Source organism: Pseudomonas sp. AC083 (assembly GCF_979253165.1).
Genome location: NZ_CEEDDH010000020.1, coordinates 73,198 through 97,258, shown reverse-complemented (window position 1 = coordinate 97,258; position 24,061 = coordinate 73,198). Strand labels below are relative to the sequence as shown.

24 protein-coding genes are annotated in these 24,061 nt (G+C 60.3%); 14 read left to right on the top strand and 10 right to left on the bottom strand.

What is annotated here, in order from left to right:
• Positions 1-45: 45 nt before the first annotated feature.
• Complete coding sequence (locus AC0IXA_RS23785) at positions 46-660, top strand: GNAT family N-acetyltransferase (RefSeq protein ID WP_016774208.1); 615 nt, start codon at positions 46-48, stop codon at positions 658-660.
• Here the strand turns inward: AC0IXA_RS23785 and AC0IXA_RS23780 are convergent.
• Positions 626-1,519, bottom strand: a complete 894-nt coding sequence (locus tag AC0IXA_RS23780; RefSeq protein ID WP_471814617.1) for a LysR substrate-binding domain-containing protein — start codon at positions 1,517-1,519, stop codon at positions 626-628. The genes AC0IXA_RS23785 and AC0IXA_RS23780 overlap by 35 nt on opposite strands.
• Positions 1,520-1,604: 85 nt before the next feature.
• A complete protein-coding gene (locus AC0IXA_RS23775; RefSeq protein ID WP_071171849.1) occupies positions 1,605-1,835 on the bottom strand; it encodes a hypothetical protein in 231 nt (76 codons plus the stop codon).
• A gap of 183 nt (positions 1,836-2,018) precedes the next feature.
• On the opposite strand from AC0IXA_RS23775, the gene AC0IXA_RS23770 reads away from it, so the two are divergent.
• A complete protein-coding gene (locus tag AC0IXA_RS23770) occupies positions 2,019-2,576 on the top strand; it encodes an NADPH-dependent FMN reductase (protein WP_024012496.1) in 558 nt (185 codons plus the stop codon).
• 149 nt (positions 2,577-2,725) lie between these two features.
• On the top strand, positions 2,726-4,009 hold the full coding sequence (locus tag AC0IXA_RS23765; RefSeq protein WP_471814616.1) for an arsenic transporter: 1,284 nt from the start codon (positions 2,726-2,728) through the stop codon (positions 4,007-4,009).
• 86 nt (positions 4,010-4,095) lie between these two features.
• On the opposite strand, the gene AC0IXA_RS23760 is transcribed toward AC0IXA_RS23765, so the two are convergent.
• The gene (locus AC0IXA_RS23760) at positions 4,096-5,046 is read right to left on the bottom strand and encodes a DUF1853 family protein (protein WP_471814615.1); all 951 of its coding nucleotides are present in this window, start codon (positions 5,044-5,046) and stop codon (positions 4,096-4,098) included.
• Positions 5,047-5,160: 114 nt separating this feature from the next.
• Here AC0IXA_RS23760 and AC0IXA_RS23755 point away from each other — a divergent pair, with 114 nt between their 5' ends.
• From AC0IXA_RS23755 to pepN, 6 genes are read left to right on the top strand one after another with little or no spacing between them, the layout of a single operon-like run.
• Entirely contained in the window at positions 5,161-6,051 is an 891-nt protein-coding gene (locus AC0IXA_RS23755; protein ID WP_016774212.1) for an NAD(+) kinase, read from the top strand.
• On the top strand, positions 6,051-7,022 hold the full coding sequence (locus AC0IXA_RS23750; protein ID WP_024012499.1) for a metallophosphoesterase: 972 nt from the start codon (positions 6,051-6,053) through the stop codon (positions 7,020-7,022). Before AC0IXA_RS23755 ends, AC0IXA_RS23750 begins: the two co-directional genes overlap by 1 nt.
• Positions 7,019-7,888, top strand: coding sequence for a rhomboid family intramembrane serine protease (locus AC0IXA_RS23745; protein ID WP_471814614.1), 870 nt, complete (start codon positions 7,019-7,021; stop codon positions 7,886-7,888). The genes AC0IXA_RS23750 and AC0IXA_RS23745 overlap by 4 nt, the downstream gene beginning before the upstream one ends.
• A 34-nt stretch (positions 7,889-7,922) precedes the next feature.
• Positions 7,923-8,183, top strand: a complete 261-nt coding sequence (locus tag AC0IXA_RS23740; protein WP_471814613.1) for a YeaC family protein — start codon at positions 7,923-7,925, stop codon at positions 8,181-8,183.
• Positions 8,180-9,010, top strand: coding sequence for a DUF2797 domain-containing protein (locus tag AC0IXA_RS23735; protein WP_016774216.1), 831 nt, complete (start codon positions 8,180-8,182; stop codon positions 9,008-9,010). Before AC0IXA_RS23740 ends, AC0IXA_RS23735 begins: the two co-directional genes overlap by 4 nt.
• A gap of 10 nt (positions 9,011-9,020) precedes the next feature.
• Positions 9,021-11,678, top strand: coding sequence for an aminopeptidase N (gene pepN, locus AC0IXA_RS23730; protein ID WP_471814612.1), 2,658 nt, complete (start codon positions 9,021-9,023; stop codon positions 11,676-11,678).
• Positions 11,679-11,785: 107 nt separating this feature from the next.
• Here the strand turns inward: pepN and katG are convergent, their stop codons facing one another.
• Both katG and AC0IXA_RS23720 read right to left on the bottom strand, forming a co-directional pair.
• A complete protein-coding gene (gene katG, locus AC0IXA_RS23725) occupies positions 11,786-14,062 on the bottom strand; it encodes a catalase/peroxidase HPI (RefSeq protein WP_471814611.1) in 2,277 nt (758 codons plus the stop codon).
• A gap of 219 nt (positions 14,063-14,281) precedes the next feature.
• On the bottom strand, positions 14,282-16,492 hold the full coding sequence (locus AC0IXA_RS23720) for an LTA synthase family protein (RefSeq protein ID WP_471814610.1): 2,211 nt from the start codon (positions 16,490-16,492) through the stop codon (positions 14,282-14,284).
• A 327-nt stretch (positions 16,493-16,819) separates the two neighbouring features.
• On the opposite strand from AC0IXA_RS23720, the gene AC0IXA_RS23715 reads away from it, so the two are divergent.
• Positions 16,820-17,836, top strand: coding sequence for an ABC transporter substrate-binding protein (locus AC0IXA_RS23715; protein ID WP_341637845.1), 1,017 nt, complete (start codon positions 16,820-16,822; stop codon positions 17,834-17,836).
• Between the two features lie 59 nt (positions 17,837-17,895).
• Here AC0IXA_RS23715 and AC0IXA_RS23710 read toward each other — a convergent pair whose 3' ends face one another.
• The 4 genes from AC0IXA_RS23710 to AC0IXA_RS23695 all read right to left on the bottom strand — a co-directional run bounded on the left by AC0IXA_RS23710 (position 17,896) and on the right by AC0IXA_RS23695 (position 19,732).
• Positions 17,896-18,111, bottom strand: coding sequence for a helix-turn-helix transcriptional regulator (locus AC0IXA_RS23710; RefSeq protein ID WP_073475280.1), 216 nt, complete (start codon positions 18,109-18,111; stop codon positions 17,896-17,898).
• Positions 18,108-18,482, bottom strand: coding sequence for a hypothetical protein (locus tag AC0IXA_RS23705; RefSeq protein ID WP_073475277.1), 375 nt, complete (start codon positions 18,480-18,482; stop codon positions 18,108-18,110). Before AC0IXA_RS23705 ends, AC0IXA_RS23710 begins: the two co-directional genes overlap by 4 nt.
• Positions 18,483-18,647: 165 nt before the next feature.
• On the bottom strand, positions 18,648-19,127 hold the full coding sequence (locus AC0IXA_RS23700) for a copper chaperone PCu(A)C (protein ID WP_471814609.1): 480 nt from the start codon (positions 19,125-19,127) through the stop codon (positions 18,648-18,650).
• Positions 19,127-19,732 (bottom strand): SCO family protein, encoded by a 606-nt coding sequence (locus AC0IXA_RS23695; RefSeq protein WP_016774221.1) that lies wholly within the window; start codon positions 19,730-19,732, stop codon positions 19,127-19,129. The genes AC0IXA_RS23700 and AC0IXA_RS23695 overlap by 1 nt, the downstream gene beginning before the upstream one ends.
• A gap of 274 nt (positions 19,733-20,006) precedes the next feature.
• Between AC0IXA_RS23695 and AC0IXA_RS23690 the strand changes: the two genes are divergently transcribed.
• The 3 genes from AC0IXA_RS23690 to AC0IXA_RS23680 all read left to right on the top strand — a co-directional run bounded on the left by AC0IXA_RS23690 (position 20,007) and on the right by AC0IXA_RS23680 (position 22,037).
• Positions 20,007-20,933 (top strand): Gfo/Idh/MocA family protein, encoded by a 927-nt coding sequence (locus AC0IXA_RS23690; protein ID WP_471814608.1) that lies wholly within the window; start codon positions 20,007-20,009, stop codon positions 20,931-20,933.
• 129 nt (positions 20,934-21,062) lie between these two features.
• Complete coding sequence (gene ycaC, locus AC0IXA_RS23685; RefSeq protein WP_016774235.1) at positions 21,063-21,692, top strand: isochorismate family cysteine hydrolase YcaC; 630 nt, start codon at positions 21,063-21,065, stop codon at positions 21,690-21,692.
• A 144-nt stretch (positions 21,693-21,836) separates the two neighbouring features.
• Entirely contained in the window at positions 21,837-22,037 is a 201-nt protein-coding gene (locus AC0IXA_RS23680; protein WP_207807298.1) for a hypothetical protein, read from the top strand.
• 70 nt (positions 22,038-22,107) lie between these two features.
• Here AC0IXA_RS23680 and AC0IXA_RS23675 read toward each other — a convergent pair whose 3' ends face one another.
• A complete protein-coding gene (locus AC0IXA_RS23675) occupies positions 22,108-22,734 on the bottom strand; it encodes a helix-turn-helix domain-containing protein (RefSeq protein WP_471814607.1) in 627 nt (208 codons plus the stop codon).
• Between the two features lie 46 nt (positions 22,735-22,780).
• Here AC0IXA_RS23675 and AC0IXA_RS23670 point away from each other — a divergent pair, with 46 nt between their 5' ends.
• Positions 22,781-23,476: a B3/B4 domain-containing protein gene (locus AC0IXA_RS23670; protein WP_471814606.1), complete on the top strand. Its 696-nt coding sequence runs from the start codon at positions 22,781-22,783 to the stop codon at positions 23,474-23,476.
• Positions 23,477-24,061: the final 585 nt, after the last annotated feature.

Here is a 24,061-nt window from a genome sequence, read left to right as displayed (position 1 = left end):
GGTCGACACTGTCGGCTGCGTCAAGGAATGAGGACTTTTCCCAGTATGCAACCGGTCATGAATCCGAAATACCCAGGGTTGTCGGTGCGGGTCGCCGACGAAGGTTTTGCGCCGTATATCTGGGGCAGCGACTTCAGTTTCGAGGTGGCCGCCTATGGCGCTGCCGTGATCGGCAAGCCGGTCGAGCAGTGGCCGGTGACGCCGATCGTGCCGTACCGCAAGTGCTACGGCATCGATCCGGAAGAGTTCAGCGCCTTTCACAACGCGCCCGACAGTGCGATTTTCATGGCGTACCTGGACGACGAGCCGGTCGGTCACCTGGTGATCAGCACCAACTGGAACGGCTTTGCCCACATCGATGAACTGGCGGTGCATGCCCCGGCCCGTCGCCACGGCGTGGCCAAGGCGTTGCTCGATGTCGCGCAGTTCTGGAGTCGCAAGAAGAAGCTGCCGGGCATCATGCTCGAAACCCAGAACAACAACCTCGGCGCCTGTCGGCTGTATGAGCGCTGCGGTTATGTGATCGGCGGCATCGACCAGTTGCGCTATCGCGGCATCGATCCGCACACCGCCGAAGTCGCATTGTTCTGGTATCGCCTGTTCGATAATCCGCTGGAAAAACCACTCAGCTCGACAACATCGCCTCGGCTTGTTCCGTGACGATGGTCAGCAGTGTCTGAATCGCCGCCGACGGCGTGGCATGTTTGAAGGTCAGGGCGTAGAGGTTGATCGGCACAGCCGGTGAGAGCGGGCAGACGTCAAGCCCATCGGCGCGGGCGCCCAACGCGGTGAAGGGGTCGACGATCGCCAGGCCTTCGCCGGCCTCGACCATGCTGCGCATCATCTGATGGGTCTGCACGCGGGTCTGAATGCTTGGCGCCGGGCGCAGGGCCTGGAGTTTGTTTTCCAGTGCCGGGCTCAGCGGATCCTGACCTTCGAGACCGACCATGGCCTGACCGGCCAGATCTGCCAGGGATATGTATTTCTGCTTGGGTTGCAGCCAGCCGTGCGGAGCGAGCAATTGCAGCTTGCCCTGGGCCAACGATTGGCAGTGGATATCGGGATGTTCGGGGTCGTGCAGGCTCAGGCCCAGATCGCTTTCGCGCAATAACAGGCTGCGGACGATGTCGCGAGTCGACGCGCTGAGCAGGCTGCACGGTGCGTCGGGCAGGCGTCGACGCAGGGTCGCAAGGCTTTGTGGCAGTAATTGTTGGGCCAGCGGCGGGGTGCCGATGATGCGCAAGGGCGGGGCGAGGTACTGCTTGAGGCTGCTGGCCAGACGCTGCACCGGCTCAAGCGCCTCGTAAATGTGCGCTATTTCCGCTTGCAGGGCACGCGCTTCGGGCGTCGATTGCAGGCGCCCGCGAACGCTGGCAAACAGCATGAACCCCAGCTGACTCTCGGCTTCGCGCAAACGCTCTTCGACTTCGGTCACCGGCAATTGCAGCCATTCGGCGGCGGTGCCCAGGTGACCGGTCTGCAAGAGCGCCTGAATCACTTCGATGTGGCGTAAACGCATGCGTGAAGTCCATGTTCAGCAGGTGGGGTCAGACGCTGAATCCTACCCCAAGTCCGCTCGCATGACTTCTGCTCATAACGCTGGGTTATTGAGCGACGGTTGGCTCAGGTTCGCGAATCAGGGTAATGCCTGATTGAACCAGGAGAAACTCGCTGTCACTGACCTTGTTGACCCGATCGCCAATGGCGAGTTTGTAAATGGGCTCCGAGCCAGTGGATCCGTCTGCAGACGGGTTCGATTCCTGGAATTCATGCACGGAATAAACGCGGCCTTCCGCATCTCTTGCATGAAACTGACCGACGAGTACTGCTGCCATCTGCTTAGAACCTCTGGAGATAAAACGCTTGATTTGCGGCTTTGTAGACCGTCACCAAGCTCGGTAAGTTTTCCTACAGGAAAAAAATATTCCTCGCGCAGGAAAAACCAATGACCACTGGTGAAAGCGTCACTGGATCATCTATAACTAGCGACTCTTCCCACGGACCATCGAGAGTCATCCATGAGCAATGTCTACAACGTCGCTGTAGTGGTCGGTAGCCTGCGCAAAGCATCGATCAATCGCAAAGTCGCACTGGCCCTCGCCGAACTGGCGCCGGCCAATCTCAAGCTCGAGATTGTCGAAATCGGTGAACTGCCGCTGTACAACGAAGACATCGACGGCGCTTCTCCGCCGGCAGCCTACAGCACTTTCCGTCAGAAAGTGGCGTCATCCGACGCGGTGCTGTTTGTTACCCCCGAGTACAACCGCTCGATTCCGGCACCGTTGAAGAACGCCATCGACGTCGGCTCCCGCCCTTATGGCCAGAGCGCTTGGAGCGGCAAACCCGGTGCGGTGATCAGCGTATCGCCAGGCGCCATCGGTGGCTTCGGCGCCAACCAGCACCTGCGCCAGACCTTTGTTTTCCTCGATATCCATTGCCTGCAACAGCCGGAAGCGTATCTGGGCGGTGCGGGCAACGCGTTTGATGAAGCGGGCAAGCTGAGCGACTCGGTGAAGCCGTTCCTGCAGAAATTCATCGATGCGTACGGCCAGTTCGTAGAGCAACACAAGAAATAAACTCACCGAAACTCACTGTGGGAGCGAGCCTGCTCGCGAAGACGGACTGTCAGATAACAATTTCACGTCTGACACACCGCTTTCGCGAGCAGGCTCGCTCCCACATTTGTTCGATTTCCACCCGTTTCGCTATTTGAAGGCTTCTGCGAATGCTCGCTGCGTCACTGATTTTCCTGCTGACCATCACCCTCGTCATCTGGCAACCCAAAGGTCTCGGCGTCGGCTGGAGTGCTACGTTGGGCGCTGTGCTGGCGTTGATTTTTGGCGTCGTTCACCTCACGGATATCCCGCTGGTCTGGCAGATCATCTGGAACGCCACCGGCACCTTCGTGGCGCTGATCATCATCAGCCTGTTGCTCGACGAGGCTGGCTTTTTCAATTGGGCAGCGCTGCACGTGGCGCGTTGGGGGCGGGGCAGTGGGCGCAAACTGTTTGCCTTCATGGTGCTGCTCGGCGCGCTGGTCTCGGCGCTGTTCGCCAATGACGGTGCGGCGCTGATTCTCACGCCGATCGTGATTTCAATGCTGCTGGCGCTGCGATTCTCACCGGCGGCGACGCTGGCATTCGTCATGGGCGCCGGGTTCATTGCCGACACGGCGAGCCTGCCGCTGGTGGTATCGAACCTGGTCAACATCGTTTCGGCGGACTTCTTCCACATCGGCTTCAACCGCTATGCAGCGGTGATGGTGCCGGTCAACTTCGTCAGCGTAGCGGCGACATTGGGCATGTTGCTGTGGTTTTTTCGCCGCGACATCCCGGCGGCGTACGATCCTGCACAACTGGAAAACCCGCAAACCGCGATCCACGACAAGGCGACGTTCTATGCCGGTTGGGCGGTGCTGGTGATCCTGTTGATTGGCTGCTTTGCCCTCGAACCGCTGGGCATCCCGATCAGCGCAATTTCGGCGGTGTGTGCTGCGCTGCTACTGGGCATCGCTGCGCGCGGCCACAAGATCTCCACGCGCAAGGTTATGAAAGAAGCGCCGTGGCAGATCGTGATTTTCTCGCTGGGCATGTACCTGGTGGTGTACGGCCTGCGCAACGCCGGGCTCACCGGTTACCTCGCCGGATGGCTGGATGTGTTCGCCGGCCACGGCGTGTGGGGCGCGGCGATGGGCACCGGGGTGCTGACGGCGCTGCTGTCGTCGATCATGAACAACCTGCCAACGGTACTGATCGGCTTGCTGTCGATCGACGCCAGTCAGGCCAGCGGCGTGATCAAAGAAGCGATGATCTACGCCAACGTCATCGGTAGCGACCTGGGGCCGAAGATCACTCCGATCGGCAGCCTGGCAACGTTGTTGTGGCTGCACGTGCTGGAGCGCAAGGGCATCCATATTGGCTGGGGCTATTACTTCCGTGTCGGGATTGTGCTGACGGTGCCGGTGTTGCTGGTGACGTTGGCGGCGCTCGCGCTGCGGCTGTCTTTTTAGAAGCAAGATCAAAAGATCGCAGCCTTCGGCAGCTCCTACAGGGTTTACGCATTCCAAATGTAGGAGCTGCCGTAGGCTGCGATCTTTTAAGCTTGGCCGGGCACATTCGGCCAAAGATCCGCCACCAGAAACAAACGTTCGGCCTCTTCCCATTCGCCCTGGGCATTCTCGGTCAGGCGTACCAGCAACTGCGCCGGGGCCAGTGCTGGCAGGTCTTCGAGCCACAAACGCAGGTGCTCATCTGTCCAGACCTGATCCGCCGGGTAATGCGCCGGCGCCAGCCAGGCGTGGCGGGGCAGGGGTTGCCAGCGGCCCGGCGGGCGTTGGGCGACAAACGCCGGCCAGTCCTTCTGATGCAGCCAACTGCCACGCAAATGTTGCGGATGCGCGCCGTGCGGTGAGTCGGCCTGCCCGGGCCACGGATACAGCAGATAACCGCCCAGCCACAGCTGCGCGCTGAAGGTTTCGATATCCAGTGCCGCGAGCACTTCGCGGCTTTCCGGGCGCGCCGAGATCGGCAATTGATGCTCGGCCAGATGCGCCAGCTTACGATCCAGCCGATCATGACAACCCGGCCCCAACCACTGCGCCGGATCGCGGCCATCGCCATCCTGCGGGCCAAGGTAGAGCTTGATCGCCAATTCCAGATGATGCACGCCGTCGCGGTCACGCAGCAGCATGTCCAGCTCGCCGAGGGTGTGCCCGGCGCGGCGGATTGGCAGGTTGGCGGCGATCAGTTCGATGCCCGGCGCATGCGAGACGGCGAACTGCCAAAGACGCTCGTAATACAGGCCCAGACGCCGGGTGCGCGCCTGCGCCAGCCATTGCAGCAGGCCGTAACTGTCGAGGTCGAGCTGGCGCAGCCAGTGTTCGAGACGCTGCGGGTCTTGTACCCAGTCGCTGCCGGCCAGCGGATGGCGCTGCGGCCACGGCGTAGCGGCGAGCATCGGCGGCGCGAGGATCACCCACGCCAGGTCCCGCACTTCGGGATGGCGTAACTGATGGGGCAACTGCAACAAATCGGGAAACAGGATCATCTTGCGAGCATAGCCTTAAACCTGAGCGCACCCTTGAGGCTGAAAGGATTTTGTCTATCTGGCGCTTTCGCCCATAATCGGGTTTTCGCGTTTTCGATTGTCCGCAGAGGTCCCATGGAGCAATTTCGTAATATCGGCATCATCGGTCGCCTGGGCAGCTCCCAGGTGCTGGATACCGTCCGCCGACTGAAACGCTTTCTGCTCGACCGTCACCTGCATGTGATCCTCGAAGACACCATCGCTGAAGTCCTGCCCGGCCACGGCCTGCAAACCTCGTCGCGCAAGATGCTCGGCGAAGTCTGCGACATGGTCATCGTCGTCGGCGGTGACGGCAGCCTGCTCGGCGCCGCGCGGGCGCTGGCCAAACACAATATTCCGGTGCTCGGCATCAACCGTGGCAGCCTCGGCTTCCTCACCGATATTCGCCCGGACGAGTTGGAAATCAAGGTCGCCGAAGTGCTCGACGGCCACTATCTGGTGGAAAACCGCTTCCTGCTGCAAGCCGAAGTGCGTCGCCATGGCGAGGCCATCGGCCAGGGCGATGCGCTCAACGACGTGGTGCTGCACCCGGGCAAATCGACGCGGATGATCGAATTCGAGCTGTACATCGACGGCCAGTTCGTCTGCAGCCAGAAGGCCGACGGCCTGATCGTCGCCACACCCACGGGCTCCACTGCCTACGCCTTGTCTGCCGGCGGGCCGATCATGCATCCCAAGCTCGACGCTATTGTGATTGTGCCGATGTACCCCCATACCTTGTCGGGACGGCCGATCGTGGTCGATGGCAACAGTGAGCTGAAAATCGTCGTGTCCAAAGATATGCAGATCTACCCGCAGGTCTCCTGCGACGGCCAGAACCACTTCACCTGCGCACCGGGCGACACCATCACCGTGAGCAAAAAGGCACAGAAGCTGCGCCTGATTCATCCGCTCGATCACAATTACTACGAGGTGTGCCGCACCAAGCTTGGCTGGGGCAGCAAGCTGGGGGGCGGAGGCGACTGATGCTCGATCCTGCGCGCAGTTACGACCTGATCGGTGACGTGCACGGATGCGCCATGACCCTCGAACACTTGCTGGACCGTCTCGGTTATCACAAGCAGGGCGGGGTCTGGCGGCATCCGTCACGCATGGCGGTGTTCGTCGGCGACATCATCGACCGTGGCCCGCGCATTCGCGAGGCGTTGCACATCGTTCACGACATGGTCGAGGCGGGGCAGGCGCTGTGCATCATGGGCAACCACGAATTCAACGCGCTCGGCTGGGTCACCCCGGCGCCACCGGGCAGCGGCAAGCAGTTCGTGCGCGAACACACCAAGCGCCATGCGCGGCTGTTGCAGGAAACCCTGACTCAATTTGAAGACCATCCCGGCGACTGGCATGACTTCCAGCAGTGGTTCTACGAGCTGCCGCTGTTCGTCGATGCCGGTCGCTTCCGCGTGGTGCATGCGTGCTGGGATGCCGGTCTGATCGAGCCGTTGCGGGCGTTGTTCCCCAATGGCTGCGTCGATGAGCATTTCCTCCAGGCCTCGGCGGTGCCCGGCAGCTTCGCCTGCACCGTGTTCGATCGCCTGCTGCGCGGCACCGACATGCGTCTGCCCGGTGGCCTGACCATGACCAGCGGCGACGGTCTGGTGCGTTCGTTCTTCCGCACCAAGTTCTGGGAAGACGACCCGAAAACCTACGGCGACATCGTCTTCCAGCCCGATGCACTGCCGGAACCTGTCGCGCAGACGCCACTGACGTCCACTGAAAAGAATTCCTTGCTGCGCTACGGCGTCGACGAGCCGTTGCTGTTCGTCGGCCACTACTGGCGCAGCGGCAAACCGGCGCCGATCCGCCCGAACCTCGCGTGTCTGGATTACAGCGCGGTGCTCTACGGCAAACTGGTGGCCTATCGTCTGGACCAGGAAACGCGCCTGGATCCGCAAAAATTCGTCTGGGTCGATGTCGAGCGGCCGGAGGTGCTGCAATGAGTGCGGTAGCGGTATTGCGCCTGCCGTTGGCGGTGGATTTGAGCGGTTTTGTCAAACTGCTGCAACGCATGCAAGTGCCCCATCGCGTCAGCGAAGAGGCGGGCGAACAGGTGCTGTGGGCGCCGGAGGAAATCAGCGAGGACGTGCGTTCGCTGTACGAGCGCTTCCCGGCCTGCGACCCGGATCAGCAACTGGACATTCCCGTGGGCCAGACCTTTAAACGGCCAGGTTTCGCCGAACAGCTGAAACACGCCAGGGCCACCGGATTGATTCTGCTGTTGAGCCTGATCGTTGGCGGTCTGACTTTCCTCGGCGAAAACCTCGAGACCCTGCGCTGGCTGACCTTCCTCGATTTTCGCGTGATCGGCGAGTACATCCACTTCACGCCACTGGCCGACAGTCTGGCGGCAGGGCAGTGGTGGCGGCTGGTCACGCCGATGCTGATCCACTTCGGCATCCTTCATCTGGCCATGAACGGCATGTGGTACTGGGAGCTGGGGCGGCGCATCGAGTCGCGCCAGGGCAGCATCAACCTGATCGGTCTGACGCTGCTGTTCAGTCTGGTGTCCAACTATGCGCAGTTCGTCTGGAGCGGCCCGAGCCTGTTCGGCGGTCTGTCCGGCGTGCTTTACGGCTTGCTCGGGCATTGCTGGATCTTCCAGTTGCTGGCGCCGAACCCGGCCTATCGTTTGCCGCGCGGCGTGCTGGTGATGATGCTGGTGTGGCTGGTGGTGTGCATGTCCGGGCTGATCTCGCTGATCGGTTTCGGCCAGATCGCCAACGCCGCGCACCTGAGCGGGTTACTCATCGGATGCTTCACCGGTTTGTTGGGCGGTTTGTATAACCGCCGTAAACTGGCCGTCTAAAATTTTTGGTTTAGCAAAGAGCACGGAGACCCTGATGTCCTCTTTCAACGACATGATCAGCAACATCACCCCGGACATCTACGAAAGCCTGAAACTGGCCGTGGAAATCGGTAAATGGTCCGACGGCAACAAACTCACTGCCGAACAGCGCGAGCTGTCGTTGCAGGCGATGATTGCCTGGGAAATCCAGAACCTGCCGGAAGACCAGCGCACTGGCTACATGGGCCTGCAAGAATGTGCGTCGAAGTCGATCGAAGTGCCGAACATCCTGTTCAAGTCGGATGCCATCCATTGATCGAGATTGGCCGCGGTGCAATCAGCAAAATGTCGGCGCGCCTGGACGGGTCGAACGTGCAATACGCGTTTCGTCTGGATGACGTCGAGGTGCCGGTCAATCCGTTGATCGGCAGCACGTTGCGTCTGGAATTTTTAGGGGCGATCCACTGCACCCATTGCGGGCGCAAGACCAAAACCAGTTTCAGTCAGGGTTATTGCTACCCGTGCATGACCAAACTGGCGCAGTGCGACCTGTGCATCATGAGTCCGGAGCGATGCCACTTCGACGCCGGCACCTGCCGTGATCCGGTGTGGGGCCAGCAGTTCTGCATGACCGATCATGTGGTTTATCTGGCCAACTCGTCGGGGATCAAGGTCGGCATCACCCGTGCCACGCAGTTGCCGACCCGCTGGCTGGATCAGGGCGCGAGTCAGGCGCTGCCGATCATGCGTGTGTCGACGCGCCAGCAATCGGGCTTTGTCGAGGACCTGTTCCGCAGCCAGGTGGCGGACAAGACCAACTGGCGCGCACTGCTCAAGGGCGATGCGGCGGCGGTGGATCTGGCGCAGGTGCGCGATCAGTTGTTCGAAAGCTGCGCCGAAGGCCTGCAAGGGTTGCAGGAGCGATTCGGCCTACAGGCGATTCAGACGATTGCCGATGTCGAACCGCTGGAAATCCGCTATCCCGTCGAGCAATACCCGGCGAAAATCGTCAGCTTCAACCTGGACAAGAACCCGATTGCCGAAGGCACGCTGCTGGGGATCAAGGGTCAGTACCTGATCTTCGACACCGGCGTGATCAACATTCGTAAATACACGGCTTATCAGCTCGCCGTGCATCAATAAGGATTCCAGCATGCGCACCGAACAACCGAAGATGATTTACCTCAAGGACTATCAGGCGCCCGAGTACCTGATTGACGAAACGCACCTGACCTTCGAGTTGTTCGAGGACCACAGCCTGGTTCACGCGCAACTGGTGATGCGCCGTAATCCTGAACGTGGCGCCGGACTGCCGCCGCTGGTGCTCGACGGCCAGCAACTTGAGCTGCTCTCGGTGACGCTGGCGGATCAGGAACTGAGCGCTGCTGACTATCAAGTCTCGGACAGTCACCTGACCCTGCAGCCGACCAGTGAAACGTTCACCCTCGACACCAGCGTACGCATCCACCCGGAAACCAATACCGCGCTGGAAGGCCTGTACAAGTCCGGCACGATGTTCTGCACCCAGTGCGAAGCCGAAGGCTTTCGCAAGATCACCTATTACCTCGACCGCCCGGACGTGATGAGCAAGTTCACCACCACCGTCGTGGCCGAACAGCACAGCTACCCGGTGTTGCTCTCCAACGGTAACCCGATCGCTTCCGGCCCCGGCGAAGACGGCCGGCACTGGGCTACCTGGGAAGATCCGTTCAAGAAACCGGCGTACCTGTTTGCGCTGGTCGCCGGTGATCTGTGGTGCGTCGAAGACACCTTCACCACCATGAGCCAGCGCAACGTCGCGCTGCGCATTTATGTCGAGCCGGAAAACATCGACAAGTGCCAGCACGCGATGAACAGCCTGAAGAAGTCCATGCGCTGGGACGAAGAGGTCTACGGTCGCGAGTACGATCTGGACATCTTCATGATCGTCGCCGTCAACGATTTCAACATGGGCGCGATGGAGAACAAGGGCCTCAATATCTTCAACTCCAGCGCCGTGCTGGCCCGCGCTGAAACCGCCACCGACGCCGCGCACCAGCGGGTCGAGGCGATTGTCGCCCACGAATACTTCCACAACTGGTCGGGCAACCGCGTCACCTGCCGCGACTGGTTCCAGCTGTCGCTCAAAGAAGGTTTCACGGTGTTCCGCGATGCCGGTTTCTCCTCGGACATGAACTCGGCGACAGTCAAGCGCATTCAGGACGTGGCGTACCTGCGTACCCACCAGTTCGCCGAAGATGCCGGGCCGATGGCCCACGCGGTGCGCCCGGACAGCTTCATCGAGATTTCCAACTTCTACACCCTGACCGTGTACGAAAAGGGCTCGGAAGTGGTCGGCATGATCCACACCTTGCTGGGCGCCGAAGGCTTCCGCAAGGGCAGCGATCTGTACTTCGAACGCCACGACGGCCAGGCCGTGACCTGCGACGACTTCGTCAAGGCCATGGAAGATGCCAATGGCGTTGACCTCAGCCAGTTCAAGCGCTGGTACAGCCAGGCCGGCACACCGCGTCTGGCCGTCAGCGAGTCCTACGACGCTGTGGCGAAAACCTACAGCCTGACCTTCCGCCAGAGCTGCCCGCCGACCCCGGACAAGGTAGAAAAACTGCCGTTCGTGATTCCGGTCGAGCTCGGCTTGCTCGACAGCCAGGGCAATGAAATCGCTCTGCGTCTGGCTGGCGAAGCCTCGGCACAAGGCACCACTCGGGTGATCTCGGTGACCGAAGCCGAGCAGACCTTCACTTTCGTCGACATCAACGCACAGCCGTTGCCGTCGCTGCTGCGCGGCTTCTCGGCGCCAGTGAAATTGAGCTTCCCGTACAACCGCGATCAACTGATGTTCCTGATGCAGCACGACAGCGACGGTTTCAATCGCTGGGATGCCGGTCAGCAATTGTCGGTGCAAGTGCTTCAAGAGTTGATCGGCCAGCATCAGAAAGGCGAGAGCCTGAAGCTAGATCCGCGTTTGGTATCGGCGCTGCGCACGGTGCTGTCCGACGAGTCGCTGGATCAGGCGATGGTTGCCGAAATGCTCTCGCTGCCGGGTGAGGCCTATCTCACCGAGATCAGCGAAGTGGCTGACGTCGAGGCGATTCATGTCGCGCGCGAATTTGCTCGCAAGCAACTCGCCGAAGGCTTGTTCGAAGCGCTGTGGCTGCGTTATCAGGCCAACCGCGACCTCTCGAAGAAGACTCCATACGTGGCCGAGGCCGAGCACTTCGCCCGTCGCGCATTGCAGAATATCGCCCTGTCGTACTTGATGCTCAGCGGCAAGCCGGAAGTGCTGGCGGCGGCGCTGGAGCAATTCGAGACCGCCGACAACATGACCGAGCGCCTGACTGCGCTGGCGGTGCTGGTCAATTCGCCGTTCGAAGAGCAGAAGGCTTTGGCTTTGGCCAGCTTCGCCGAGCACTTCAAGGACAATCCGCTGGTCATGGATCAGTGGTTCAGCGTGCAGGCCGGCAGCACCTTGCCGGGCGGTTTGGAGCGGGTGAAGGCGTTGATGCAGCACCCGGCGTTCAACATCAAGAACCCGAACAAGGTGCGGGCATTGATCGGCGCGTTCGCCGGGCAGAACCTGATCAACTTCCACGCGGCGGACGGTTCCGGTTATCGCTTCCTTGCCGATCTGGTGATCGAACTGAACGGCTTCAACCCACAGATCGCCTCGCGCCAACTGGCCCCGCTGACCCGCTGGCGCAAATACGACAGCGCCCGTCAGGCGTTGATGAAGGCTGAGCTGGAGCGGATTCTGGCGTCCGGAGCGTTGTCCAGCGACGTGTATGAAGTGGTAAGCAAAAGCCTGGCGTAACCCGATCCGGTAGGAACCGTCGAGTTGATCGTTCCCATGCTCTGCGTGGGGACGATCAACAAAAAATGCCGCTCAACGAGCGGCATTTTTATTGGCACAACAAACAGCTATTTACGCAGATCAAACCGATCCAGATTCATCACCTTCGTCCATGCCTTGACGAAATCGTTGACGAACTGCGCCTTCGCGTCGGAACTGGCGTACACCTCGGCCAACGCGCGCAATTGCGCATTCGAGCCGAACACCAGATCCACTCGAGTCGCCGTCCACTTTGGCGCCCCGGTCTTGCGGTCACGGCCTTCAAACTCATCGGCATCCCGTGACGTTGGGGTCCACTCAACTCCCATGTCCAGCAGGTGGGTGAAAAAGTCATTGCTCAGCGTTTCGGTTTTGTCGGTGAACACGCCATGCCGCGTCTGGCCGACATTGGTGTTCAATACCCGCAAACCACCCAGCAGCACGGTCATTTCCGGTGCCGTGAGCGTCAGCAACTGCGCCTTGTCGATCAGCAGGGTTTCCGCCGCAACCGTGTATTTGCCTTTGCTGTAATTGCGGAAGCCATCGGCAATCGGTTCGAGGAAGCCGAACGATTCGACATCGGTCTGCTCCTGCGAAGCATCGACGCGGCCAGGTGAAAACGGCACCGACACGGAATGCCCGGCGTTCTGCGCGGCTTTTTCCACCCCGGCATTACCGGCCAGGACGATCAGGTCCGCCAGTGAGATTTTCTTGCCATCGGCGGCGCCGTTGTTGAACTCGCTCTGAATGCCTTCCAGTGTGCTCAGCACCTTGTCCAATTGCTCGGGCTGGTTGGCCTGCCAGAACTTCTGCGGGGCCAGACGCAAGCGTCCGCCGTTGGCGCCACCGCGTTTGTCCGAGCCGCGGAACGTCGACGCCGCCGCCCACGCGGTCGAGACCAATTGCGACACCGACAGTCCTGAATTCAGCACCTTGTTTTTCAGCGCAGTGGCGTCGCTGTCATCGATCAGCGGGTGCGTTACGTCGGGCAGCGGGTCTTGCCAGAGCAATTCCTCTTGTGGCAATTCCGGGCCGAGGTAGCGAGAGAGCGGACCCATGTCGCGATGGATCAGCTTGTACCAGGCGCGGGCGAACGCGTCGGCGAGCTGATCGGGATTGGCCAGAAAGCGCCGCGAGATTTGTTCGTAGGCAGGATCGAAGCGCAACGCCAGGTCGGAGGTGAGCATGGTCGGCGAGAGCTTCTTGTTCGGATCGTGAGCGTGGGGAACGGTGCCTGCACCCGCGCCGTTTTTCGGTTGCCACTGATGGGCGCCCGCCGGGCTTTTGGTCAGCTCCCACTCGAAGCCGAACAGGTTTTCCAGATAGTTGTTGCTCCACTGCGTTGGTGTGGTGGTCCAGGTCACTTCCAGACCACTGGTGATGGTGTCGGCGCCTTTACCGGTGCCGAAGGCGTTTTTCCAGCCCAGACCCTGTTGCTCCAGACCGGCCGCTTCCGGTTCGGGGCCGACATTGTCGGCCGGGCCGGCGCCATGGGTCTTGCCGAACGCGTGGCCGCCGGCGATCAGCGCCACGGTTTCTTCGTCGTTCATGGCCATGCGGCCGAAGGTTTCGCGAATATCCTTGGCCGAGGCCACCGGGTCCGGGTTGCCTTCAGGGCCTTCAGGGTTGACGTAGATCAGGCCCATCTGCACGGCGGCGAGGGGATTTTCCAGATTGCGTTCGCCCTGATCGGTGCGGCTTTCTTCATGGCCATGCAAATCGGGCTCAGCCACCAGCGTGCCGTCGCCGGGCTCTTGCACTGGGCCATTGCTCTTGCCGTAACGGTTATCGCCACCGAGCCACTCGGTTTCCGAACCCCAGTACACGTCTTCATCCGGTTCCCAGACATCGGCGCGGCCCCCGGAAAAACCGAAGGTCTTGAAGCCCATGGATTCCAGCGCGACGTTGCCGGTAAGCACGATCAAGTCAGCCCAGGAAATATTGCGCCCGTATTTCTGCTTGATCGGCCACAGCAGGCGGCGGGCCTTGTCGAGGCTGACGTTGTCCGGCCAACTGTTGAGCGGGGCGAAGCGTTGCTGTCCGGAGCCGGCGCCCCCACGGCCATCGGCGGTGCGATAGGTCCCGGCGCTGTGCCAGGCCATGCGCACGAACAGCGGGCCGTAGTGGCCAAAGTCGGCTGGCCACCAGTCCTGAGAATCAGTCATCAGCGCTCTGATGTCTTGTTTCAGCGCCTGAAAGTCGAGGCTTTTGAAGGCCTTGGCGTAGTCGAAGTCCTGGCCCAGCGGATCGGACTTGGGGGAATGCTGGCTGAGGATTTTCAGATTGAGTTGATTCGGCCACCAGTCACGGTTCGTCGTACCGCCGCCGGCGGCGTGGTTGAACGGGCATTTCGATTCGTTTGCCATGTTCGTATCCCTATCAGGTCTGCGGCCGGCTCGTGCCGACTTCGGACTGGTAAGGCTAGACCCGAGTTGGCAAGTCGGCTAATAGCCCGACTATTGGATACCGATAGGCAAACTCTTTCACCGTCCCATGTAGGAGCCGCCGAAGGCTGCGATCTTTTGATCTTTGTTCACCAAAAAATCAAAAGCAAAGATCGCAGCCTTCGGCAGCTCCTACAGGGGTTAGCTCGATTGTGCGGTGTCGTCCTCTGGCACGTCGTCGAGGATGTCTTCCTGGCCGGGCAGTTCAGTGATCACGCTGAAGTCCGAGACCTCGACCGCGCCATTGCCATACCCCAGCAAATGAAAAGAGAACGCCTTGCGCGGCTGGGGGTTTTCAAAGCTGAAGTCCAACTCCAGTGGCTGGTCCGCCGTGGCGACCATTTCCGTAGGCAGGCCCAGTTGCACGTCCTGTTCGAATTGCTTGGCCTTGAGCTGAATGTACGCCGCCTGCTGCGGATCGACCGAGCGCACGGTCAGGCGCACGCGGGTGTGCGAGCCTTTGGGCATTTCCAGGTATTGCGCGCCGATCAGGTTGTCGGCCCAGTCATCATTGATCTGCGCTTGCAGAGGGATGATGTTGTTGCTGCCGAACTGGTAGCGATGATTGAGTGGTGTGCGCAGCAGGGACAGGTCCAGCGCATCGGCGCGCGCGGCGATCTGCCGGGCCGGGTGACCGCTGTAGGTGCCTTTGTAAGTGGCGCTTTCGGCGATGAAGCCGACGCTTTGGTAATAGCGGCAGCGGCGCGGCAGGTCGCACTCGGAGAAGATGCCCTGGCCGTTGTGGTAGCGCAGTTTGCCGTTGGTGAACGACATGATTTCGCGCCCCGAATCGTAGTCGCGAAACAGAGAGCGGCCGCTCAGCGCAGTCGGCACCGGCAGGTCGAAATAGTCAAGGATCGAGGTGCTCAGATCGACGTGACCATAGACCCCGGCATTCAAGCGCGGCAGTTGCGCCTGCTCCGGTGCCAGCGTCAGGTTGAAACCCCACGAGGAGGCCAGCCGCACGCCGTCGATGCCGTGGGATTCATCCGAGGTGATTACTACCAGCGTTTCCTTGAGAACGCCCTGGCGCTCAAGTCCGGCAAGAAACTGATCCAGCGCATCGTCGAGATAACCGACGGCAGCCTGCTTGGGTGTCTCATAACGCTGCAGATAATCGTCCGGTGCCGAGTAGGGCTGATGGGTGCCGACCGTCAGCAGCGTGAGCATCCACGGCTGTTTTTGCTTCTTCAGTTGGCCGACGTAATCCAGCGCGCCTTCGAAAAATGCCCTGTCATCCTTGCCCCACGGGAACTCCAGATAGTTGCTGTTGCTGAACCATTCCAGACCATGGGTCGCATCGAAACCGATGTGCGGCATGATCTTGTCTTTGGCCATGAAGCGCAGGCCCGCGCCCTGCAAGTAATGCGTGCTGAAGCCGTGCTCGCGCAATTGTGCCGGCAGGCAGGCCTGATTGCGTTCGTTGAGGGTGAGCATTTCCACGCCTTTGGGCGTGCCATTGTTGAGCTTGTCGTAGTCACCGCAGAGCATGGCATACAGACCGCGAATGGTCTGATGGGTGTGCAGCACGTAATCCGGGGTGTTCATGCCGCGCTCGGCCCAGCGGCTGAGGTTGGGCATCAGGTCTTCCTGATAATGACTGCCGATCGCCTCACGGTTGGCACGGATGTAGGCGCCGGGGATGCCTTCGAGCGCGATGATCAATACATTGCGCGCCTGGCCCGGCGCGGCGAGCAGCTTCTGGCCATTGAGATCGACGTCGGTGAGCCCGGCCATCGCCGGTGTAGGTTCTTCGACGTCGCCGTCGAGCCATTCCTCGGCCTGGATCTGCAGGTCGGCGACTTCACTGGCGAGCAACTGATGCGGCAGGTTGTACAGGCGCCAGGCGTCGCCGTCATTCGGCCACAGGTTTTGCACGCCCCAATGTGCGGCGAACAACACAATAGGCGCGGCCCAGACGGAGCGCGGCAGAGCAGGGCGAGACAAGCCGCGACCAACAAACTGAGTCAGCAGCCAGAAAGCCAAGGCACCCAGCAAAGCCATGGGCAGGGCAGGGTGCGCAAGTCCGCCGCCGGTGGAGTTTTCGACGAATTGCGGGTCGATCAGATAGTGAATATCCGAAGGCGTCGGCAGGCGGCCGACGGCGCTGACCAATTCTGTCGTGGCGATCGCCAGCAGCGCCCAAAACACCACCACCGGCAAGGTCAGCCACCATGCGCGGCGATGCAGCGTTACCACCAGCAAACTGCCCACGGCCAGATCCGACAAAAAGCCCAGCGGTGTCGACCAGCCCAACGCTGCACGCAGGCACACCGGTACGATCAATACCAGAACGATGAGAGAAAAAAGGCGGGCGTTCGGCCGCCGCAGCCAGTTGAAAAGAGCGCTCACAAAAAAGGCCTGCTTGTCATCAAAGGGTCAAAAAAGTGTGGGTGATGATACCAAGGGCAGGAAGGCTGTTCGGCTATTAAAACCTGCGGCTGGCGATCGCTGAAACGGCGCGTGCCCATAGCGGGCGTGGGTTGTGGGACGTATGGCCGTTTTTCGGAGGGGCAGTTTTTTGTTTCAGACTGTTGTAGGTCCATCCACTGCTCCTGAATTTCAGCAGCAGACGCTAAATCGCGGAGTGCTATCGATATGCGATAAAGATATTTAAGTTCTGTTTTTTATAGCTATAAAGTCAGGCCTTTCAGCCCACCCCCATGCTGCGAGGTTGTCATGGCCACACCGTTCAAACGTTCTGCGCTGACTCTGTTGGCCGCAACTCTGGCAGCGGGCGCGCTGTTCAGCAGCGGCGCCCGGGCCGAGGGCAAAATCAGCATCGCCCAGCAATTCGGCATTGGTTACCTGATTCTCGACGTCGTGCGCGATCAACAACTGATCGAGAAACACGGCAAAGCCCAGGGCCTGGAGATCAAGGTCGACTGGAACAGCATTTCCGGCGCCACGGCCATGAATGAGGCGCTGCTCACCGGAGCGCTGGACGTCGTCTCGGCCGGCGTGCCGCCGATGCTCACCGTGTGGGATCGCACCAAGGGCAAGCAGAACGTCAAAGCCATCGCCGCGCTGGGGTCGATGCCCAATTACCTGCTGACCAACAACCCGAACATCAAAACCCTCAAGGACTTCAGCGACAAGGACCGTATCGCCGTGCCGGCCGCAGGCGTAGGCTTCCAGTCGCGTACCCTGCAGATAGAAACCGCCAGGGAATTCGGTGATGACCAGTTCAAGAAGTTTGACAACATTTCGGTCAGCCTGCCGCACCCGGACGCCACCGCTGCGCTGATCGCTGGCGGCTCGGAAATCAACTCGCATTTCTCCAGCCCACCGTTCCAGTACCAGGCGCTGCAAAACCCCAACGTGCATAAAGTGCTGAGCTCCTACGACATCCTCGGCGGCCCGGCGACGTTCAACGTTCTCTACACCACGGAAAAATTCCACGACGAAAACCCGAAAACCTACAAGGCGTTCTACGACGCACTGGCCGAAGCCGAGAAGATCATCAAGGCCGACAAGCCCGCCGCCGCCCAGGCCTACATTCGTGTAGAGCAATCGAAACTGCCGCTGGCCCTGGTCGAGCAAATCGTCAAAGACCCGGAAATCGACTTCACCGTTGTACCGCAACGCACGTTCATCTACGCCGAGAAATTGCAGGAATTGGGCGTGCTGAAAAACAAGGCGGGGAGCTGGAAGGATTACTTCTTTGAAGAAGCGCATGGTGGTGCGGGGAGTTGAGGGGAGGGGAGTGCGGCAGGCTCCTGTGGTCTGCCGCTAATACTCGTCAGTGGCAGCGCTCACAGCGAGTCGGAAATGGACGTTTCCCCATCCTCGAAAATGCTTTCAATCGGCAACCCGAACGCTCGCGCGATCTGGAAGGCCAGCGGCAGGCTTGGGTCATAGCGTTCATTTTCGATGGCATTGATGGTCTGACGGGAGACCTTCAAGCGCTGCGCCAGATCGACCTGTGACCACTTGCGCTCGGCGCGCAGCGCCTTGAGGTGATTTTTCATTGATAGCGACGTCGGGCGATTTGCAGACCGAGGATCCACATTGCGCCCATCACCGGCCATACGCAGGTCCACGGGATGTGCGGGGCGCCGATATTTTCGAGAAAGCCATAGCTGAACGTCAGCAACGCGGAAGCGGCGAACGCAAAGCCCAGCGCTTCAAACTGGATGCGCAGGTGCATCTCATCCAGGCGCCGCAGGTTGCGCACGATAGCCCAGCACATCAATCCGGCGGGGATCATCGGCGCCAGCGCGACGGCTGAACGCAACAGCAGATGGGCGTCCAGCAAATGTTGGCTGGCAACCACCGAGGCGATCAGCACGAGTGTGTACAGCGTCAATGCGGCGCCCATTTCGAGGTAATAGCGATTCATGTTTAACTCCATGTAAAAGACCCTTTACATCCTCGTCGAAATCTTTGCTTATGTAAAGCAAGCTTTCCATTCGGTCAGAGCATCGCTTCCATAAAAAACGGGGCGGCCCGATCATCGATCAGGCCGCCCCGGTTTATGTCAGGCGAACAGTCTTTCAGTCAGCGATCAATGCATCTTGCTGTGATCGTGGCCGCCCATGTTGGTCAGCGCGCGAACCGGTGCTTTGACTTCGATGGTTTCTTTCTCGCCCTTGGCATTTTCCACGGTCAGGTTCAGCGGCACGTTTTCACCTTCCTTCAACTGACCGCTCAGGCCCATCAGCATGACGTGGTAGCCGTTCGGGTCGAAGCTCACGGCTTTGCCGGCAGGCAACTCAACCGACTTCACCGGGCCCATGGTCATGACGTCGTTCTTCATGCTCATTTCATGAATCTGCACGTCCTTGGCAACTGGCGAGGCAACGCTGAGCAGCTTGCTGTCGCTGTCGGCAGTGACGGTCATGAACGCGCCGCTGGCAGACTGGGTCGGCACGGTGGCACGGACCCAGGCGTCGTCGACTTTGGTCTGCGCCGACGCCTGAAAGGCCAGGCCGAGCAGGGACAGTGCACATACGGTGCGTTTGAGGTGATTCAGAACGGGATGCATCAGCAGACCTCCATAACAGTAAGCAAATCTTCCGTGCACTCTTGGGCTGTCAGCGAAGTGGACAGGCCCAGGCGCAACTCACCACGCGAGTCGTAGACGTAGCTGGTGGACGTATGGGAGATGGTGTAGGTGTCGCCGGCCGGGACTTTTTCGTAGAACACGTCGAATTCCTTGGCGGTGGCCTTGGTTTCCTCAAGCGTGCCGTACAGCGCGACGAAGCTCGGGTCGAAGGCTTTGACGTAGGCGTCGAGGATCTGCGGCGTGTCGCGCTCCGGGTCGAGGGTGATGAACACCACTTGCAAACGATCGCCGTCGCGGCCCATGAGTTTCTTGATCTGTGCGGCGCGGGCCAGGGTAGTGGGGCAAACGGCCGGGCACTGGGTGAAACCGAAAAAGATCATCGGCATCATCCCGCGAAAGCTCGACAGCGACATGGTTTCGCCTTCGGGATTCTTCAGCTTGAAGGTGCGTCCGAGAATCTTGTCGCTCAGATCCTTGCCGTACTTGTACGACAGTTGGCCACGGGTATCGCAACCGGCGAGCAGGCCGAGCCCGAGCACGCCCATTCCCGCAAGTACCTTGCGGCGAGTCAACAAAGCCGTCATCTAATACCGCCTTTTGCAGCCCGCCAGTCGGCAGGACTGGCGAGGGGTTAACCGTAAAAGCGCCGCATGATAGCAAACTGAGGCTGATCGCCGGCTGCCGATCGCCGCGCGGTGCGGGATCGGACGACAAAAGGTGTAAGAAGAAATGACGAATAAGCCATGCGTTCGCCGCGACCAAACTTTGATTTAAATAGTATGACGATTGGAGGCGGGCGCAGAAACACGTACTCTTGCCGCTGCGCTGCAAAGACCAAAACAACAACAGGAGTCTGTAATGCAACCGATTCGTCTCGGCCTGGTGGGCTACGGCAAGATCGCCCAGGATCAACACGTTCCCGCCATCCTCGCCAACCCGGCGTTCCAGTTGGTGGCGGTCGCAACCCAGGGCAAACCTTGCGCCGGGGTGGAGAACTTCCAGTCGCTGGGCGAACTGCTCGAAAACGGCCCGACTGTCGACGCAATTGCGTTCTGCACGCCGCCACAAGGGCGCTTCGCGCTGGTGCAACAGGCGTTGGCGGCCGGCAAGCACGTGCTGGTGGAAAAACCGCCCTGTGCAACATTGGGCGAGGCCATGGCCCTGGTCGATCAAGTCGCCGACCAAGGCGTCAGCGCTTTGTTCGCCTGGCACTCGCGCTACGCACCGGGCATCGCCGCCGCCCGCGACTGGCTTGCCAGCCGCACCCTGCAAAGCGTGCAGATCGACTGGAAGGAAGACGTGCGCAAGTGGCATCCGGGTCAGGCATGGATCTGGCAACCGGGTGGCCTGGGTGTGTTCGATCCGGGCATCAACGCCTTGTCGATCATCACCCACCTGCTGGCGCTGCCGCTGTTTGTCGAAGCCGCCGAACTGCGCGTGCCGAGCAACTGCCAGTCGCCGATTGCTGCCTCGATCAAAATGTCTGATGCACATCAGCTCGACGTACGCGCCGAGTTCGACTTCGACCATGGCCACGACGAACTGTGGAGCATCGAAATCCGCTGCGTCGAAGGCATCCTGCGCCTGGACAATGGCGGCGCCGTGCTGAGCATCGACGGCGTGCGCCAAAGCGTCTCGGAGGAGGGCGAGTACGCAGCGGTCTACCGCCACTTCCAGCAATTGATCAGCGACAAGGACAGCGACCTGGATCTGCAACCGTTGCGCTTGGTGGCGGACAGTTTCTTTGTCGGTAGTCGGGCGTTGGTTGAGCCGTTCTATGATTGAAGTGGATTGTCCGGTTTGAGTGGACGGTGTAACCCTTTTCAAGCGATTTATCCCTTTGCTGTGCGTCAGTAATCTGTACCCAACTTGAACGCAACAACAAAACTCCAAACTTGAAAAGGGACGCACACCATGACCACTCCAACCTACAACCGCCTGAACAAAGACGACGCTATCGTGCTGCTGGTTGACCACCAGACCGGTCTGATCTCGCTGGTGCAGGACTTTTCGCCGAACGAGTTCAAGAACAACGTGCTGGCGCTGGCGGATCTGGCCAAGTTCTTCGACCTGCCAACCATCCTCACCACCAGCTTCGAACAAGGCCCGAACGGCCCGCTGGTACCGGAGCTGAAGGAGATGTTCCCGGACGCGCCATACATCGCTCGTCCAGGCCAGATCAATGCCTGGGACAACGAGGACTTCGTCAAGGCGATCAAGGCCACCGGGCGCAAGCAGATCATCATTGCCGGTGTGGTCACGGATGTCTGTGTAGCGTTCCCGACCCTGTCGGCACTGGCGGAAGGTTTTGATGTGTTTGTGGTGACTGATGCCTCCGGCACCTTTAACACCACCGTGCAGCAAGCCGCATGGAGTCGCATGACTCAGGCCGGCGCGCAGATGATGAACTGGTTCTCGGTGGCCTGTGAGCTGCACCGCGACTGGCGCAACGACATTGAAGGTCTGGGTAACCTGCTGTCGCAGCGCATTCCCAACTACCGCAACCTGATGAACAGCTACTCGGCGTTGACGCAGCAGAAGTAAGCGTTAAATCCAAAGCAAAAGCCTGCCTCGAAAGCAGGCTTTTTGCGTTTTTTACAGAACGCCGTTCGTCCATTGTCGGGCACTTGTCACGCAAGGGCATTTCACACGTTCAGGTACTTATCGCTGAACACCTCGGAGAACGACATGGACATTGATGAAAACGCACCGGGCAACCAGTCGCAACAAGCCGTGACGCGCCCCACCGACAACGAGACCGGGCACGATCCCAAGCGCGAAAACTCCGAGGTGCCTTTGCCGCCGGACGATGAGGCGCCTGTAGAAGAAGACATGTCGGATGTGGATGCGGCCAATTCGGTTTCGACGGAGCATCCGCCGTCACGCTGACCGTGCAGTTTGAAGGGGAACGCTCGCTGTGATGGTCAACCCGGACAGTTCCCTCTCCTCGGGGAGAGGGCTAGGGTGAGGGGCTTTCCCTGGCACCCTGATGCAGTTCAGTCACTGACATCGTGAAAACCAGTTTCGCTCGCCCATGGTTGGCATACCCATGCGCCACATCGGTCCGCGCCACCGCCGAACACCCAGGCCCGACAATCAGCTCGGCATCGCCAACTTGCAGATGCAACGTGCCTTTTTCGACATGAAACAACTCGGTGGTGCCATTCGGGTGACCGGCTGAAGAAAACGACTCGCCGGGAAACAATTCCCAGCGCCACAACTCGAGCATGTTCGGGCCGCTGGTGCCGGCCAGCAGTCGTGCCGATCCACCCAGCTCACCGGTCCATAGCGTGGGGATGTCATCACTGTCGATCAGATGCGCCGCCGGAGTGTCGGCGACATTGACGAAGTCCGCCACGGACAAGCCCAGCGCCGCGGCGATTTTGCACAATGTCGCGATGCTTGGGTTGGCCGAGCCCTTCTCGATCTCGACCACCATGCCTTTGCTCACGCCGGAGCGCCTGGACAGTTCATCCAGGGTGATGCCCTGTTGTTTGCGCGCCTGTTTGAGCGTGCGCGACACCGCCGCGCTGACGGTCTCGACGTCGGCGCCGGCCTCGGTCGTTATATTGACTTTCTTGGTCATTGATCGCTAGCATCGTTTGAAATTCGGGTATGAGGGGGATTCTGGGATGCTGTCTGTCGTGCCGTCAATCGATCCGGCTGTTGCGCAACTCGCGCCGGGCTTCAGAGCGCTGAGTATTGTCGTGCAAGCGGCGCCGATTACTCAGGCATACGTGGCCGGTGAAGCACTGGCCAAAGCCTGTCAGATCGTCGCCAACGGTGGCCCGTCATGGGGGCCCGCGCACTTGCAGGCCTGGGCGGACGTGTTTCGCCAGTTCGGCGCCAAGCCGCAGCGCACGCCTTGCTCGGCCGAGGCTCTGCGCAAACGGGTGTTGCGCGACGGCGAGTTGCCGAGCATCGATCCGGTGGTTGATCTGTACAACGCCATCAGTCTGGAATACGCGATTCCCGTGGGGGGCGAGAATGCCGAGGCCTACGTCGGCTCACCGCGTCTGGTCGTCGCCGATGGCAGCGAACCGTTCGACACGATGAAAGAAGGCCAGCCCGCGCATGAATTCCCGGACGCCGGCGAAGTGGTCTGGCGCGATGACCAAGGCGTGACCTGCCGGCGCTGGAACTGGCGCCAAGGCGTGCGAACCCGCCTCGATGCGCAGGCGCAGCACATGTGGTTCATCCTCGAAAGCCTGCCGGCGATGCCGCTGGAAGCGCTGACCGAGGCCGGCGACAAGCTCATCGAAGGCCTGCGGCAAATGATGCCCGGCGCCGAGATCGAAAGCATGTTGATCGGGCCGGGAGCGCGTTAGGTTGGATATGAGTGCCAGCCCGTTTCGTCAGCGGCACCGCGATTGCCTGTGGGAGCGAGCCAGCTCGCGAAGGCGGCGGCACATTCAACATCTTTGCCGGCTGATCCAGCGCTTTCGCGAGCAGGCTCGCTCCCACAATGTTCCGTGTTGACCAATGATTTGGTGGTGCCACAAAAACCCTGTGGGAGCGGGCTTGCCCGCGAAGACGGCGGTACATTCAACATCATGTTTGCCTGATCCACCGCTTTCGCGAGCAGGCTCGCTCCCACAATGTTCCGTGTTGACCAATGATTTGGTGGTGCCACAAAAACCCTGTGGGGACGGGCTTGCCTGCGAATGCAGCGGCACATCCAACATCATATTCGCCTGACCCAGCGCTTTCGCGAGCAGGCTCGCTCCCACAATGTTCCGTGTTGACCACTGATTTGGTGGTGCCACAAAACCCCTGTGGGAGCGGGCTTGCCCGCGAAGACGGCGGTACATTCAACATCATGTTTGCCTGATCCACCGCTTTCGCGAGCAGGCTCGCTCCCACAATGTTCCGTGTTGACCAATGATTTGGTGGTGCCACAAAAACCCTGTGGG